General features: G+C 54.6%; 18 protein-coding genes, 1 tRNA gene and 1 pseudogene. 19 read left to right on the top strand and 1 reads right to left on the bottom strand.

The window, feature by feature from the left end; genetic code table 11:
• The first annotated feature begins 12 nt into the window (after positions 1-12).
• The 11 genes and pseudogenes from NF78_RS16770 to NF78_RS16725 all read left to right on the top strand — a co-directional run bounded on the left by NF78_RS16770 (position 13) and on the right by NF78_RS16725 (position 7,914).
• The gene (locus NF78_RS16770; RefSeq protein WP_035988109.1) at positions 13-225 is read left to right on the top strand and encodes a hypothetical protein; all 213 of its coding nucleotides are present in this window, start codon (positions 13-15) and stop codon (positions 223-225) included.
• Positions 222-608 carry a type II toxin-antitoxin system VapC family toxin gene (locus NF78_RS29635; protein ID WP_072016100.1) on the top strand — a complete coding sequence of 129 codons (387 nt, stop codon included), beginning with the start codon at positions 222-224 and terminating at the stop codon, positions 606-608. The genes NF78_RS16770 and NF78_RS29635 overlap by 4 nt, the downstream gene beginning before the upstream one ends.
• Positions 609-613: 5 nt before the next feature.
• Positions 614-2,404: a type I restriction endonuclease subunit R gene (locus tag NF78_RS16765; protein ID WP_263970624.1), complete on the top strand. Its 1,791-nt coding sequence runs from the start codon at positions 614-616 to the stop codon at positions 2,402-2,404.
• A 946-nt stretch (positions 2,405-3,350) separates the two neighbouring features.
• Positions 3,351-3,701, top strand: a complete 351-nt coding sequence (locus NF78_RS29625) for a BrnT family toxin (RefSeq protein WP_318655477.1) — start codon at positions 3,351-3,353, stop codon at positions 3,699-3,701.
• Positions 3,702-3,782: 81 nt separating this feature from the next.
• A complete protein-coding gene (locus NF78_RS33025) occupies positions 3,783-4,376 on the top strand; it encodes a hypothetical protein (RefSeq protein ID WP_263970623.1) in 594 nt (197 codons plus the stop codon).
• 84 nt (positions 4,377-4,460) lie between these two features.
• Positions 4,461-4,533 (top strand) — tRNA-Phe (locus NF78_RS16755).
• Between the two features lie 218 nt (positions 4,534-4,751).
• Positions 4,752-5,258, top strand: a complete 507-nt coding sequence (locus NF78_RS16750; protein ID WP_035990053.1) for a hypothetical protein — start codon at positions 4,752-4,754, stop codon at positions 5,256-5,258.
• A 65-nt stretch (positions 5,259-5,323) separates the two neighbouring features.
• Positions 5,324-6,471, top strand: a protein-coding gene (locus NF78_RS16740) for an IS3 family transposase (RefSeq protein WP_156119801.1) whose coding sequence is annotated in 2 segments (ribosomal slippage) — positions 5,324-5,579 and positions 5,579-6,471 — 1,149 coding nt in all. Because the reading frame shifts where the segments join, the coding sequence is not laid out codon by codon here.
• A gap of 103 nt (positions 6,472-6,574) precedes the next feature.
• A pseudogene (locus NF78_RS16735) lies at positions 6,575-6,844 on the top strand (integrase core domain-containing protein); the annotation flags it as partial.
• Between the two features lie 63 nt (positions 6,845-6,907).
• The gene (locus NF78_RS16730; RefSeq protein WP_156119800.1) at positions 6,908-7,195 is read left to right on the top strand and encodes a hypothetical protein; all 288 of its coding nucleotides are present in this window, start codon (positions 6,908-6,910) and stop codon (positions 7,193-7,195) included.
• Between the two features lie 35 nt (positions 7,196-7,230).
• Positions 7,231-7,914, top strand: a complete 684-nt coding sequence (locus NF78_RS16725) for a M48 family metallopeptidase (protein ID WP_035988100.1) — start codon at positions 7,231-7,233, stop codon at positions 7,912-7,914.
• 98 nt (positions 7,915-8,012) lie between these two features.
• Here NF78_RS16725 and NF78_RS16720 read toward each other — a convergent pair whose 3' ends face one another.
• Positions 8,013-8,234 (bottom strand): hypothetical protein, encoded by a 222-nt coding sequence (locus NF78_RS16720; RefSeq protein ID WP_035988098.1) that lies wholly within the window; start codon positions 8,232-8,234, stop codon positions 8,013-8,015.
• A 581-nt stretch (positions 8,235-8,815) separates the two neighbouring features.
• Between NF78_RS16720 and NF78_RS16715 the strand changes: the two genes are divergently transcribed.
• From NF78_RS16715 to NF78_RS16695, 8 genes are all read left to right on the top strand, one after another.
• Positions 8,816-10,930: a DNA phosphorothioation system restriction enzyme gene (locus NF78_RS16715; protein ID WP_081972664.1), complete on the top strand. Its 2,115-nt coding sequence runs from the start codon at positions 8,816-8,818 to the stop codon at positions 10,928-10,930.
• Positions 10,931-11,002: 72 nt separating this feature from the next.
• Positions 11,003-11,239 (top strand): hypothetical protein, encoded by a 237-nt coding sequence (locus tag NF78_RS16710; protein ID WP_035988096.1) that lies wholly within the window; start codon positions 11,003-11,005, stop codon positions 11,237-11,239.
• A 61-nt stretch (positions 11,240-11,300) separates the two neighbouring features.
• Positions 11,301-12,083, top strand: coding sequence for a DUF4058 family protein (locus NF78_RS16705; RefSeq protein WP_035988095.1), 783 nt, complete (start codon positions 11,301-11,303; stop codon positions 12,081-12,083).
• Positions 12,080-12,250 carry a hypothetical protein gene (locus NF78_RS31875; protein ID WP_197064859.1) on the top strand — a complete coding sequence of 57 codons (171 nt, stop codon included), beginning with the start codon at positions 12,080-12,082 and terminating at the stop codon, positions 12,248-12,250. The genes NF78_RS16705 and NF78_RS31875 overlap by 4 nt, the downstream gene beginning before the upstream one ends.
• A complete protein-coding gene (locus NF78_RS16700; protein ID WP_035988093.1) occupies positions 12,247-14,322 on the top strand; it encodes an AAA family ATPase in 2,076 nt (691 codons plus the stop codon). Before NF78_RS31875 ends, NF78_RS16700 begins: the two co-directional genes overlap by 4 nt.
• Before the next feature lie 21 nt (positions 14,323-14,343).
• Positions 14,344-14,637 (top strand): nucleotidyltransferase family protein, encoded by a 294-nt coding sequence (locus NF78_RS29620; RefSeq protein ID WP_072016099.1) that lies wholly within the window; start codon positions 14,344-14,346, stop codon positions 14,635-14,637.
• A complete protein-coding gene (locus NF78_RS33540; RefSeq protein ID WP_072016098.1) occupies positions 14,634-14,831 on the top strand; it encodes a HepT-like ribonuclease domain-containing protein in 198 nt (65 codons plus the stop codon). The genes NF78_RS29620 and NF78_RS33540 overlap by 4 nt, the downstream gene beginning before the upstream one ends.
• A 61-nt stretch (positions 14,832-14,892) precedes the next feature.
• Positions 14,893-15,240 carry a DUF2281 domain-containing protein gene (locus tag NF78_RS16695; protein WP_156119798.1) on the top strand — a complete coding sequence of 116 codons (348 nt, stop codon included), beginning with the start codon at positions 14,893-14,895 and terminating at the stop codon, positions 15,238-15,240.

The raw sequence follows: 15,240 nt of genomic DNA, 5'->3' as shown, positions 1-15,240 counted from the left end.
GAGCTATTTATTATGATGAGTCGCGAAAAGTTAAAGCTAGAAATTGACACGCTTGATGAAGCCTATCTTGACATTTTGCATCGTATTATTTTGGCTTTCAAGCGACCAGCCATTAACCCAAATCAACCCGATAATGACGTTGATTTTAATCCACTGAAAGGAAGTGTGTTATTCGAGCAGGATATCATTTCGCCCATTGATGTTGAATGGGATGCTGATCAATGATCATCTTAGATACTCACGCCTGGATTTGGTGGATGAATGAATCTAGCGCTCTCTCCCGAAAAGCCATCAATGCGATTGCTAATGCTGACCAAATTGCAATTCCTGCAATTAGCTGCTGGGAACTAGCCATGCTGGACTCCAAAGGCAGGATCAGTTTATCTATGGATGTGCAGGTCTGGCTTGACATTGCATTCCAACGTCCTAGGGTGATTCTATTACCTTTAACTCCTGAGATTGCCGTACTATCCACCCGTCTACCAGGAGATTTTCATGGAGATCCTGCTGATCGATTAATTGTAGCGAGTAGCTTAATTCATAAGGCTTCCTTAATTTCAAAAGATGAGAAGATCCGGCAATGGCAGTATTTGCCAGTAATTTGGTGATAGAAATGCCACATTCAGACAAAACCCCACCCGCCATCAAAATCGACGAACGCAACCACGTCGAAAAGCCCTTTCTCGACCAACTGGCCGGGCTAGGGTGGGAAGTGCTGGATCTAGAGCGCAGCCAAACCCCAGCCGACACCCACCGCGACAGCTTTACCGAAGTGGTGATGCTGCCCGTGCTCCGGGCGCAGCTCAAAGTCATTAACCCCTGGCTAGAAGACGACCAGGTAGAGGAAGTCGTTAAACAACTCACCGCCAGCTTCCCCAGCAACAGCCTGCTCGACAATAACCGCCACATCTTCACCCTGCTGCAAGAAAACACCAGCGTTTCCCAAAACCGCCAAACCGGCGACCCCAGCCCCACCGTTAAATTCATCGACTTTGAGCGCTGCGCCAACAACCGCTTTATCGCCGTTTGCCAGTTCAAAGTGCGGATTTTGGGCACCGAGTACCACATCATCCCCGACATCGTGCTGTTTCTCAACGGCTTGCCTGTGGTGGTGGTCGAGTGCAAATCGCCTAAGGCCAAAGAACCCCTTCCTGAAGCCATCGACCAAATGCTGCGCTACAGCGAGCAGCGGGGGGCCAAGGGCGAAGGCAGCGCCCCGCTGTTTTACTACAACCAGTTTGTGGTCGCTACCTGTCGCAACCAGGCCAAAGTGGGCACCATCACCACCCACAGCGAAAAATACTTCTATCGCTGGGCCGACCCCTACCCCCGCACCCTCGACGACCTGGCCCACGGCAGCAGCGCCCCCAACGACCAGCAGCGCCTGGTGGCGGGCATGCTCGACCCCCACAACTTGCTCGACATCCTCCGCAACTTTATCCTCTTCTCGGTCAGCGACAAGGGCGAAACCATCAAAATCGTCGGGCGCTACCAGCAGTATCGCGCCGTCAAAAAAGCCATTGATCGTCTGCTAACCGGCACCACCCCGCGCGATCGCAGCGGCATTATTTGGCACACCCAGGGCTCGGGCAAATCCCTCACCATGATGTTTATGGTGAGAGTCATGTATCGCCATCCCAACCTCTCTCAGTGGAAGGTGGTGTTTGTGACCGATCGCACCCAGCTAGAGCAGCAGTTGGCGGAAACCGGCCAGAACATCGGCTTTACCGTCAAACCCGCCGACAGCATTGCCAAACTCAAGGCCCTGCTGCGCACCGATACCTCGGATCTGGTGATGGCAATGATCCACAAATTTCAGGAGCGTGACCTGGCGGAAACCTTTCCAGAGCTAAACCCCAGCACCCACATTCTGGTGATGACCGACGAGGCTCACCGCTCGCAGTACGCCCTGCTGGGGGCCAACCTCGACAAAGCCCTGCCCAATGCCACCCGCTTTGGCTATACCGGCACCCCCATCGACAAAACCGAGAAAGTATTTGGCGACTACATCGACAAGTACACCATGCGAGAGGCGATCGACGATAAAGTCACCCTCGAAATTGTCTACGAAGGCCGCACCCACAACGCCGAAGTGCCCGACCAGGCCGCCATGGATGCCGCCTTTGAGGATGTCTTTAGCGACTACAACCTGCAAGAGCGGATGCAAATTTTGGGCTATGGCTCCCGTGATGCCTACCTAGAAGCCCTGCCCACCATCCAGGCCAAAGCCGCCGATATGGTGGCCCACTACCTGCAACATATTTTCCCCAACGGCTATAAGGCCCAGGTGGTGACCACATCCCGCGAGGCAGCGGTGCGCTACAAAACTGCCCTTGATGAAGCGATCGCCGCCCAACTGACTCCCCTAGAGCAGGCCAACCCCTGGTTGACTGACAAAAGTTGAATTTAGGCGACGGAGAGGCCTGCTAAGCGGTGGTTTCGGAGATTGAAGAGGTCAAGGGGGAGTCAGCGTTCTAAGCTTAGATACCACTCAAAAGCGTAAACGCTGTGAAAAAAACTCCCCTCTCTACAATGCCTTGAACGCCTGGCTGGGTCAATCAGTGCCTTGGGCAAGGGAATAGTGGGTGTAGCGCACCACCCCCGCCAGCTCAAATTCCATAATCTGGTTCAGCAACTCCGTTGTCGCCGCCGTATCGAGATTCCGCATCGCTTAAGTCCTTCCCTGTCAAAGTGAAACTGAAACCCCTGGTTTACCAAAAATGGCGCTCTGCGGAAACCCATCGACGGCCCAAAGCCCTATCCTTGTCTCCTCTGACATCCCAATGCCACCCGCCGCAGGGTGATGTCCATGACCTTTGTTGACAAACTATATCAATAAGCATTGAGCCTGATTCAGGACTCATTGTCAAGAGAAGCGGTTGTTTTTCCCACAAGGAATGGGCTTCGTGGGTTATGGGGCAGCGACAAGAGAGGACAACGATGGCTTGATATCGGCTCCCCTTGGGTCGTCTGAATGCCCTCGACTGGGGTGGGCAAACGCCGTTTGCCCCTACGGTGGTCTCCGGTCTTAAATCGGGGTTGTGCGATGCACCATTGCCAAGGCTATTGCCAGGAAAATGGTGCATCGCTGCGCGGATGCACCCTACGATTTTCAGCGTTGGGGGTACCGGGTCAGCGGCAGGGACGATTGGTGTTAAGTGGTGAAGTTGGGGCGATCGCACCCCTGCCCCAGACAGGCAGAATTCCGAGCGTCTTAATGAAACTTGCTGCCGATTGTGTAGGATAACCTAAATTCGGGTTAAGAGATTTCCTGCAAAAGCTAGCTACCTGTCCCCGACCGGAAGGGGTAGGGGTGGGGTAGGTTATCTCGTACGAGAGGCGTTGAATTTTTGATTCATACCTGTGTTCAGCAACGCCTCACCGCCTTGCCCCCTCCTCAGATCCCTGAAACTACCGCGTCACGAGCTGTTCAACAGCTTTCAGCCAACTTTTGTCAGTCAACCAGGGCCAACGTTGCGAAGCATGGGATTAGCTTTGATGAAGCTGTCACGGTTTTTTACGACGAAAGCGCTCGCGTGATCTTCGACCCTGACAACTCATTCGATGAAGATCGGTACCTAATCTTGGGAATGAGTGAAGCCTCTCGACTGCTGTTGGTATGCCATGTCTATAGACGAAACGATGAGGTGATTCGGGTTATTTCGGCCCGAAGGGCTACCAGCAGAGAAGAACGACAGTAGTTTCCGTCCCCTTGCGGGGAAGTGGTTTGAAAGTCACCTGTTCTGAAAACATTATTCAGAGCGGGTTTTAGAGGGGACCTAGTGGCCGACCATGGCTACGAGCTGTACCCGCAGTACACCATCGGCCTGCACGCCTGGTTTTTGCAGCAGATTCAGGCGTTTGACCCGGCGCTGTCGGCGCAGCTGCACGATGGCGAGACAGACAAAGCCTTTAACCTTTCTGGCCTGAGCGGTCAGTTTTCGACCCAGAGCCGCAGCCTGCAACTGCAAGCGGGGAAGACCTACCAGTGGACCGTCAACGGATTGACGAAGCCGGTGGTGGCGGGGTTGGCCCAGTGGCTGAAGCAGCTGCCTGAGGTGGTGGCGCTCAAAAATGCGCCGCTGGTTCCCACCGGGGTCGGAGGCTTTGCCCGCGACTACACCGTTTATTTTGAGGCCGGTGACCAGGTGGCGATCGATGTCACCTCCGACGACTTCGACACCCTGGTGATCCTGATGAACAAAGACGGCGTCATCATCGGCGAAAACGACGATGGTCCCGACGGCACCACGAACTCCCTGCTCTTCGCTCGCATCAAAGAGTCCGGTACCTACACAGTGCGGGTGCAGGCCTACGCAGGCCAGGGCACAGGCAACTTCTTTCTCAAAGTGGCCCGCCTGCGGGAGGTCCAGTAGAGATTTCAGTATTTTTTCCCCGGAGCCTTGTCAGGGGTGACACCAGCTTGCTATCTTAAGTGAGCGCTGGAAATTGCGCTCCCTGCCGGGATAGCTCAGCTGGTAGAGCAGAGGACTGAAAATCCTCGTGTCGGCGGTTCAAGTCCGCCTCCTGGCATTCAACCAAACCAAGTGAAAAGCTCTGAATCTCAACGGTTCAGGGCTTTTGCTTTGGGGCCTCGTATTTTTTGCGTTGTCCATTTTTGGACACCTTTAGGCGAGTTTGGGGGACGGATTGGGGGAAAATTGGGGGAATTTTTTGGGGGAATCTCCGGACAATTGCCACGGTATCCGAAGAGGGGATAGTACGAATGCTCTTTATTCCCCGGTGCTGCCATGTACTCGGTCACCCCAAGAAGCAAAGGCAAAAAAGGCTCAGTTCAGTTCAAAAACACTAAAGGACGGCTGCAAATCGTCTTTTCCTACCCCTTTGAGGTGGATGGGGAGGTGCAGCGCAAGCGGTTTTACATTTCCACGGGCTTTGACGACACCCCCTTAAACCGCCAGCGGGTAGGCGACACCGTCAGGGCGATTCAGCGAGATATCGACTATAGAGAGGTGGATCTGAGCCTACAGAAGTACCAGACCGTTGGATCGCTAACCACGGTTTCCCCCATTTCCCCCAATCCGCCCGCAGCCCCTGAGATAGGGCTGGATGAGATTTGGGAGAAGTACGCCCAGTTCAAGAAACCTCAGATCAGCCCCAGCACCTACGCCAAGGACTTCACCAAGCAGAAAAATCACATCAGCCGGTTCCCCAGTCGGTCTCTAGACGAGGCTATTCTGATTCGAGACCATCTGCTGGCGAAGCTGACCCCGGATGCGGCTAAGCGCTGCCTGTGAAGTGACCCCCGATTTTCGGACACAAGGCTAAGAGCAGTATCCTTGTTCCACAGGAGGGGGCAACTATGAGCGCAAACCGACGACAGTACACAGCTGAATTTAAGGCCAAAGTGGTGTTGCAAATGCTAATGGGAGAGAAAACGTCAGCCGAGATTTGCCGAAGCCACAAACTCCATTCCAGCGTGCTTAATCGCTGGCGAAAGGAATTTTTAGATCACGCGACCACGATATTTGAGGCCGATTCAGGCCATGAGGCTGACCAACAACGGATTGCCGAGCTGGAGCGATTGGTGGGCCAATTGACGATGAAATTAGAGATTGCAAAAAAAGCCTCGCAGTCCTTGAATCTGGACAAAAGCGGCAGGTTGTGATGCAACTGATTGAGACATATCCGATTACCACGGTATGCCAGGTACTTGACTATCCCCGCAGTCAGGTCTATTACCATCCCCAATCTGCTAACGATGAGGATGATTTGAAAGGTTCGATTCTGACACTGGTAGGTCAGCATCCGACCTACGGCTACCGTCGCATCACGGCGATGCTAAACCGCCAAGGCCATGGGGTGAACCACAAACGAGTCGCTCGATTAATGCGGGAGTTAGGCCTGACGGACAAACCACCGGTCAAGCGGAAACGCACCACCAACAGTCAGCATGGCTTCCAACGCTACCCGAATCGAGTGATGAATCTGGCGATCGAGCGTCCTGAGCAGGTCTGGGTGGGCGATATCACTTACATCCGATTGCAACAGGAATTTGTCTACCTTGCCGTTTTGATGGACGTCTTCACCCGTAGCATCCGTGGTTGGCAGTTGGCTCGAAGCATGGACCAAAGTCTCACCATCGCAGCCTTGACTCGAGGCTTAGAAAAAGGTGTTCCTGAGATTCATCATTCTGATCAAGGCGTGCAATACGCGGCTAATGACTATATCAACTTGCTGAAAGAGAAGGGAGTCCAAATTAGCATGGCAGAAGTCGGACAAGCTTGGCAGAACGGCTATGCCGAACGATTAATGAGAACCATAAAAGAGGAGGAAGTTGATCTATCGGAATATCGAAACTTTACAGAGGCGTATCAACAGATCGAACACTTCTTGGAGGATGTGTATATGAAGAAAAGAATCCATTCCTCTCTAAGTTATCTAACACCTGAAGAATACGAACAAAAATGGAATGAACAACAAAAGAAAAAGCATGATATAAAAGAGTAGATCTCTTAATTCCCTTGATCTACTGTCCGAATCTAAGGGTTCACTTCAGAATGAACTGGCCGTCGCGCTGAGGCAGCAGGGCTACCAGATTGAGCCGAAGGCTCAAGAGAAGGGAGTCCAAATTAGCATGGCAGAAGTCGGACAAGCTTGGCAGAACGGCTATGCCGAACGATTAATGAGAACCATAAAAGAGGAGGAAGTTGATCTATCGGAATATCGAAACTTTACAGAGGCGTATCAACAGATCGAACACTTCTTGGAGGATGTGTATATGAAGAAAAGAATCCATTCCTCTCTAAGTTATCTAACACCTGAAGAATACGAACAAAAATGGAATGAACAACAAAAGAAAAAGCATGATATAAAAGAGTAGATCTCTTAATTCCCTTGATCTACTGTCCGAATCTAAGGGTTCACTTCAATGCCCTTCTTTCGCATGTTCAAACGTGAATGTTTTAGCGAGGTTGAGCTGGGGGATGATACCATCTCCCAATTAGTATCGTTGACTCAGCAGGTGATTATCATCGTGGAGCGAGAGCTACAGCTGGCCGGGTTCTGGGAGAGCATTCCTGCACGCAAGCGCCTAGAAACCGAACTGCAAGTGACCTTGCTTTCCCCAGAGTTCAGTGCGGTGCCCGATCGGTTTGCCAAGCGCAGCACTCTAATTACCAAGATTATGGAAATTGCCGAGAAGAATAACGACCGTATTCTCTACGCCGAGTAACCCTTCGACGCTTAGCACCGGGTGCCCCGCCGATCATGCAGCTTGACTACGACATTGTCTACTCCCCTCGACGCAAAACCCTTACCATTACCGTAGAGCGCGATCGCTCGGTAGTGGTTAGAGCCCCAGTGGGCACCTCCCCCGAAAAAATCAACCAGTTGGTCAACTCTCGCCGTCAATGGCTCTACGAAAAAATTAACCATCCCCAAAAATACCAAGTCCCCCTCCATCCCCCCGGCAAGGAGCTAGTCAATGGTGAGTCACTCCTCTATTTGGGGCGCTCCCACCGTCTAGAGCTGGTCGATACCGTCAGTGATATTCAGCTCGAAGGCGATCGCTTATTAGTGCCCAGTCATCTAGCTAGGCAGCGAGGCAATGTCTTTCAACAGTGGTACATTCAGCAGGCCAAAGCCGTCATTTTGCCCCGCGTCAACCTCTATGCCAAACGGCTTGGCGTCACGTTCAATCACGCCAAAATTACCAACAGCAAATTTCGCTGGGGCTCCTGCACTCCCAATGACAACGTCACCTTTAACTGGCGATTGATCAAAGCTCCTATGTTCGTTATTGACTACATAGTCGTACACGAGTTGGTACATTTTCTGGAGCCCAATCACACTCCGCGATTTTGGGGCATTATTCGCTCTCAACTTGCCACTATGGATAAAGCCAAACGATGGCTCAAAGAGCATGGTGCCCTCCTAGAACAAACCCTTTAGAGCCGAGTTGTTAAAAGTTCAAAAAGTGTATCTGCGGTTTGGATCTGCCAATACATCAGCAGTAAGTTGGGCGAGTCATGCTACGACAAGATTAACCCTTATCGCTCTACACCTCTAACCCGGCTAATACGTTGGGAGGGTTGCCCCACCTGGAGCGCCTGAATCGCCTGCACTTGAGCCACCGTCCCTCGGGCGTACTGCTCAATCGTGGGTAGGGTCACCCCCTGCAAATCTTGTTGGAACCGGGCATACGGCCCCTGGTGCAGCAGTGCCGCTACGGCCTCTCCCTGTTCCCCTGCCCCCAGCGCTGCCGCCGTCACCTTCTGGTCGAGCTGAATGCAGCCAGATCGCTGCTCACATAATCCCGGTAGAGATCGGGATAGCTCTGAGCTTCCATCGTCACCAAGCAAACGTATTCCAGATACCCCTGCTGAGGCCACAGGGGCCTCAACAGGGAGACTATCATGGGGCTGTAGGGGCCAGTCTGCCATTGGGGTAAAATTGGGGTAAAGTGTAGGGGCACTCGGCTGAAAGTACTGCGAATCCGTGGTTTATAGAGGTCTGCAAAACCTCCACCCCCGGTTCGAATCCGGGTGTCGCCTTGGGAAAATCCGACTAGATCTAGCCTTTGAACGCCTTCGAGGCTGGTATGGGTGGCTTTGATTGCGCTTGGCTTTGGGATCGTTGGCCAAGGGCTGGCCTGGCGGATTGGGGTAAATTTGGGGTAAAGTTTGCGGTGCTTTGGGACAGTGGAGCTGGGTGAGCCGAGGTGGAACTAGTGGGCGGCGGCGCTGGTGGGACAAAACACCGTGTAAAGAAATTTCCGCAAGTGGCGGCGATCGCCTAACCAGGGAATTTGGCTTGGCTAGACTTCAGACAGTGCCTGCCTGAAGGAGCCTACGTGAGTCTGAAGGATCTGACGATTCAGGACGAGTACCGGAGCAGCGATCGCGATATCGTCCAGGATTTCTACATCCCGTGTCTGGAGCAGGCGACGGTGTACAACCGGGCGGTGGGCTATTTCTCTAGCTCGTCAATGGCCTGCGTGGCCCAGGGGCTGTCGGCGTTTGTGCGATCGGGCGGGCAGATGCGCCTGATCACGTCGCCGCAGCTGTCGGAGGAAGATGTGCGGGCCATCGAGCAGGGGCTGAAGAACCGAGAGCAGGTGGTTGAGGCGGCGCTGCTGCGGGAGCTGGAGGTGGAGCTGCCCCAGGTGGTGCAAGACCGGCTGGCGGCGTTGGTGTGGCTGCTCAGTAGGGGACTCTTAGAAATTAAGCTGGCGATCCCCAAAACCCTGCGGCGGCGGGGGATTTACCACGAAAAGCTGGGCCTTTTTGTCGATGGTGAGGGCCATGTGGTGGCTTTTACAGGGTCGGCCAATGAGAGTGCCAGTGCGCTGATTGACAACTTTGAGTGTTTGGATGTGTTTTGCTCCTGGGATGCGGGGGTGAGGCAGCGAGCGTTGCAGAAAGCGAGAAACTTTCAGGATTTGTGGAATGACCAGACGAAGCATGTGGAGGTGATGGCGTTTCCACAGGCGGTGGCGCGATCGCTGCTCAAGCTCTGTCCAACTCAACCGCCCACTCAAGAGCCCAGAGTTGCCAGTGGGCAAGGTGATTACAAAATAGATGATTCTTTACCGACAGAGATGTCTAGAGGGGATGTTCCCAACCTACCGCCGAGCATCACTCTGCGCCCCTACCAGCAGCAAGCGATCGCCAACTGGTTTGCCAATAAAGGGCGCGGCACGCTGAAAATGGCGACGGGCAGCGGTAAGACGATTACGGCGCTGGCGATCGCAGCGGCACTCTACGACAAAATTCAGCTGCAGGCACTGATTGTGGTGTGTCCGTACCGCCATTTAGTCACCCAGTGGACGAGGGAGTGCCGCAAGTTTGGCCTAGAGCCCATTTTGGCCTACGAGAACGTCAGGCAGTGGCAAGATCGACTGTCGAGCCAGCTCTACAGCGTGCGATCGGGCTATCAGCCCTTTGTAACTGTGCTCACGACCAATGCCACGCTGATGGGTGATGGGTTGCAGTCGCAGTTGCCCTATTTTCCCGAAAAGACGTTAATTGTTGGGGACGAAGCCCACAACCTGGGGGCTAAACGGCTAGAGCAGAGCTTGCCCCGTACGGTGGGGCTGCGGCTGGCGCTGTCAGCAACGCCGGAGCGCTACTTTGACGAAGCGGGCACCGAGGGCATTTTCAACTACTTTGGGCCGGTATTGGAGCCGGAGTTTACCCTGGCCGATGCGATCGCCCAGGGTGCCCTTGTCCACTACCGCTACTACCCTGTGTTGGTCGAGCTGACGGAGGAGGAGGCCCAGCGCTACGCTGCGCTCACCCAGAAAATTGGCCAGCTAGCCTCCATGGGCGACAGTGAGCTGGAGGAGAAACTCAAGGGACTGCTCAACCAGCGATCGCGGCTGGTGGGTAATGCGGCCAATAAATTGCAGGCGCTGCGATCGCTGATGGGCGATCGTCTCGACACCTCCCACACGCTGTTTTACTGCGGCGACGGCAGCGTGGAGGACGAGGTATCTCAGGAGAACTACCGCTACGTTGAAGCGGTCACGGTGCTGCTGGGCAAAGAGCTGGGCTACCGGGTCAACACCTACACTGCCGATACATCCCTGGAGGAACGGGAAGACCTGCGGCGGCAGTTTGAAACCGGAGAACTCCAGGGGCTAGTCGCCATCCGCTGCCTGGATGAAGGGGTTGATATCCCCGCTACTCAGACGGCGGTGATCATGGCCAGCAGCGGCAACCCGCGCCAGTTTGTGCAGCGGCGGGGCCGGGTGCTGCGGCGTGCCCCCGGCAAAGATCGGGCGACCCTTTTTGACATGATCGTCGTGCCCCCGGCCCTGGAGGGCGAGTCGCTGGCGGTGGAGCGGGGGCTGCTAAAAAAGGAGCTACGGCGCTTTGTGGAGTTCGCGCACCTAGCCGACAATGCGGGGGAGGCCAGAGTGCAGCTCCTCGACCTGCAAAAGCGCTACGGCCTCTTGGATATGTGAAGCCGGGCTGTGAAGGGGAACCCTACAATGGGGTAAGGCGGCTGGGGCGTTGTTAACGATGGAGTGAGCACAATGATTCAATCTGAGATTTTACAAACGATGCAACAGGCTTCCATTCAGGAACGCATCAACTTGATTGAGTTGTTGTTGCAATCTTTAAAGGATGAACTAACTCAGGTGCAGCCTGCTCAAGCGAACGAGCCCACAGCTCAACGCCGAACGTTTGGTTGCATGAAAGAGACAGGGCAAATTCAGGGAGATATTGTGTCTCCAGCCCTGGCTGAAAGCGAGTGGGAAGTTTTACAGTAAACCTGCTGCTTGATACCCATATTTGGCTTTAGAAGCATCGTCTGAGCGGCCAGGATGACCTATGCGATCGCCCTTTCCAGGCATGAACCCCTACCTTGAAAATCCTGAGCTGTGGTCATCTATCCACAGCCGGTTGATTGTGGCGATCGCCGACGACCTGGTGGAGCATCTCAGTGAGAAGTACCGGGTTGAGATTGAAAAGCGCACCTACTTTTTCAGCGATGAGGACTCGGTTTTAGTCGGCATTCCAGACGTCGCCGTGGTGACCCATCAACGGACTCAGGCCCCTACGGCCACCGCCACCCCAGCGCCGACCGTGCAGCCTGAACAGGTCAAAGTGCCGATGGCGGAGGAAGTGACGGAGCGCTACCTCGAAATTCGCGAGGCGGCGACGGGAACCGTGGTTACCGTGCTTGAGCTACTGTCGCCTAAAAATAAGCGCCCTGGGGAGGGGAGGATAGCCTACCTGCGGAAACGCAACCAGGCTTTAGCCAGTGCCTCACACCTGGTGGAAATTGACCTCCTGCGGGGCGGGCAACCCCTGCCGATGTCGGGCGAGCAGTCCAGCCACTACCGAATTTTGGTATCGCGGGGCGATCGCCGTCCCCTGGCCGACCTATACCGATTCAACCTCCAGCAGCCGATTCCCCCGATACCGATACCGCTAATCGTCCAGGAACCAGAACCCATGCTGGCCCTACAGCCCCTGCTACAGTACGTCTACGACAAAGGGCGATACGCTATGGCCATTGACTACAGCCAGCCGCCAGTGCCGCCCTTAGCCCCGGCAGATAGCGACTGGGTTACAGAGCAGCTCCAGATCAGGGAAGACGGAACCCAATGAGTAAACTGACCGCTAAGGACGTGCATCGGCCCATCGACACCGCTTCCCCCGAGGTGCGGCAGATTATTCAGCAGGTGCTCGAAATCGAGAAAGACCGGCTCGATCGCAACGATCGCGGTCTGGTCAATGCCGACATTTTGCGGATTGTGAAGGAAGCGGTGCAATGAAGCTGTTGAGCCTGAAACTCTACAATTTTCGCCCGTTTCATGGCGAGCACGGGCTGAGCTTCGCCAAGACCGCCGATCGCAACATCACCGTCATCCACGGCAACAATGGCTCGGGTAAAACCGCCCTGCTCAACGCCTTTACCTGGGCGCTGTACGAACGCTTCACCGCCGCGCTGGCCTCGCCCGACCAGCTGGTGAACCGGCGGGCGCTGGCGGAGGCGGCAGAGCAGGAGCGGGTCGATTGCTGGGTGGAGGTGGCCTTTGACCACGACGGTAAGCAGTACCGGGTGCGGCGATCGTGCCAGGCCACCCGGCGGGGGGATGACGTCACCCAGTCGGCCAGCGAGGTAGCGATGCAGTTTGTGGGCGACGATGGCCGCTGGTCTACCCTGCCCGCCTCGAAAAACCCCGACGATGTGGTGGGGCGGATGCTGCCCAAGAGCCTGCACCAGTACTTTTTCTTCGATGGGGAGCGGATTGAGCAGCTGGTGCGCACCGACAACCGAGCCGAGATCGCCGAGGCCACCCAAAAGCTGCTGGGGGTAAAGGTGCTCGACAATGCGATCAAGCACCTCAACGCCGCCCGCAAAACCCTGGAAGATGAGCTGTCGGGCATTGGCGACGCCGAAACCAAAAGCCTGCTGGCCCAGCGCCGGGAAAAAGAAGCCACCCACGACGCCCTGGAAACCCGCCAGACCGAGATCGATCAGGAGCTGGCCCACCAGGCCACCCTGAAGCAGGAGTACAGCCTGCGCCTGCGGGAGTCGGGGGAGTTTGAGTCGCTGCAGCGGCGGATGGATCAGCTCACGGAGCAGGAGCGGGAACTGCGCGATCGCCTCCAGGACGCCAAAAAGGTGCTCAAGCAGGCGATCTCGAACCGGGGTTATACGGTATTTTTGCCCTCGGTGATCGAGACCTTTCGGGCGATCGTGCGAGACAAGGAAGAGAAGGGCCAGCTCCCCGCCGATGTGAAGCCCAAATTTGTGCAGGAGCTGCTGGAAATGCAGCGCTGTATCTGCGGCATGGAGCTGCACCCCGGCACCCCCCACCGCGAGGCGGTGGAGGCCTGGCTGCAAAAGACCGGGCTGGCGGATGTGCAATCGACGGTCTATCGCCTGGAGGGGTGGGTGAACCAGCAGGAAGACCAGCAGGAGGACTTTTGGCGCGAGGTCGATCAGGAGCAGGCCACCATCAACCACTGCAAGCAAAAGCTCTCGCAGATCGAAATTGACCTGGAAGATCTGCGCGACCAGCTGCGCACCAGCCCCCGCGAAGACATTCGCCAGCTCCAGGAGCGCATTGATGAGGTCGATGGCACCTGTGAGCGCCTGATTTTAGAAAAGGGCCGCAACCAAGAGCGCATTGCCCTGCTGGCTACCGAGACTAGCCAGCTGCGGAAACAGATGCGCGATCGCAAGCAAAACCAGAGCAAGCAGCAGCTGGCGGTAAAGCGCATTGAAGCGGCCCAGGATGCGATCGATCGCCTCAAGGAACTGAAGCAAAATCAAGATATTCTGTTTCGCCAGGAGCTGCAAGACACCCTCAGCGCCCTTTACAGCGACATTTCGTTCAAGGCCTACATTCCCCGCATCAGCGAGAAGTATGAGCTAAACCTGGTGGAGCGGGTGGGCAACCAGGAGGTACTGGTAGGCGCTTCGACTGGCGAAAACCAGATTCTCAGCCTGTCGTTCATCGGCAGCGTGGTGGAGCGCATTCGCCAGTGGAGCGAAAATAAGCTGGTGATGGGGCCAGACAGCAGCACGTTCCCGCTGGTAATGGATTCGCCCTTTGGTAGCCTGGATGAGATCTATCGGCGGCAGGTGTCTAAGCTGCTGCCAGGGCTGGCGGATCAGCTAATCGTAATGGCTAGCCCGACCCAGTGGCGCGGCGAGGTGGAAGAAGAAATGCTGCCCCGCATTGGACGAGAATATGTGCTGGTCTACAATTCTCCCAGGGATGATCTGCAGGGCGCTACGACGATGCGCCTGGGCAGCGAAACCTACCCGCTGATTCGGCAAAGCCCTGATGAGTTTGAGTTCACCGAAATTGTGGAGGTGCATCGCCAGGGCTGAGGGAGTATTTGAGAGGTAGTCATGGGCAACTTAATGCAATCTCTAAGGTCGAATCGAGATCGGGTGATCGCGATCGCCACTAAATATGGTGCGTCTAATATTCGAGTATTTGGCTCTGTGGCACGGGGAAGTGACTCTGCTAGCAGTGATGTTGACTTGCTTGTAGATATGGAGCAAGGGCATAGCTTAATTGATCGTATTGCTTTAATACAGGATTTGGAAGACCTTTTAGGGCACCCTGTAGACGTTGCTACTCCTCGAACACTCCATGAGCGAATTAGAGATCAGGTTATGGCGGAGGCGGTACCACTGTGAGGGGAGATGCGCTATACCTAAGCAATATTTTGGAATGCATTAATCAAATTGAGCTTTATATATCCGATGACAGGGAAGCCTTTATGAGAAATCGTATGATACAGGATGCCGTTATTCGCAACTTTGAGGTTATGGGAGAGGCCGTTAAACGACTGTCAGAAGAATTGCGAAACTCTAATCCTGATATTCCCTAGAGGCAAATTGCCGGTTTTCGAGATGTTCTAATCCATGATTATTTATTCGGAGGGTACCGCAATGACCAACAGAGAGTTAATACTGCAAGAACTAGAACAAACACCAGATCCCATTCTGGGAGAAGTGCTTGATTTTTTGCGCTACTTGAAGCAAAAAAGTAGGCAAACAAAAACTATTCGAGTCATATCTGGCGATCGAGAATCGATTGTTTCCCTTGAAGATGCCTCAAGGTCTGAGGCGCTAGGAGAAATGTTCTCGTCACAATACTTTCTTAGCCCAGTTTCACAAATTCAGCGTGAGCTGAATGAGGCTTTAACGGCAAGCGGCTATAACTCGAAGGATCAAGTTGTTGAACTTGTGCAGGAAGTAAAGCGAGAAATGTGGCATGAACAACACGTTAATGATTAG

This window comes from Leptolyngbya sp. KIOST-1 (assembly GCF_000763385.1).
GTDB lineage: Bacteria > Cyanobacteriota > Cyanobacteriia > Phormidesmidales > Phormidesmidaceae > Nodosilinea.
Note: the sequence above shows the minus strand (reverse complement) of the source record. Positions and strands in the feature narration are given on the sequence as shown.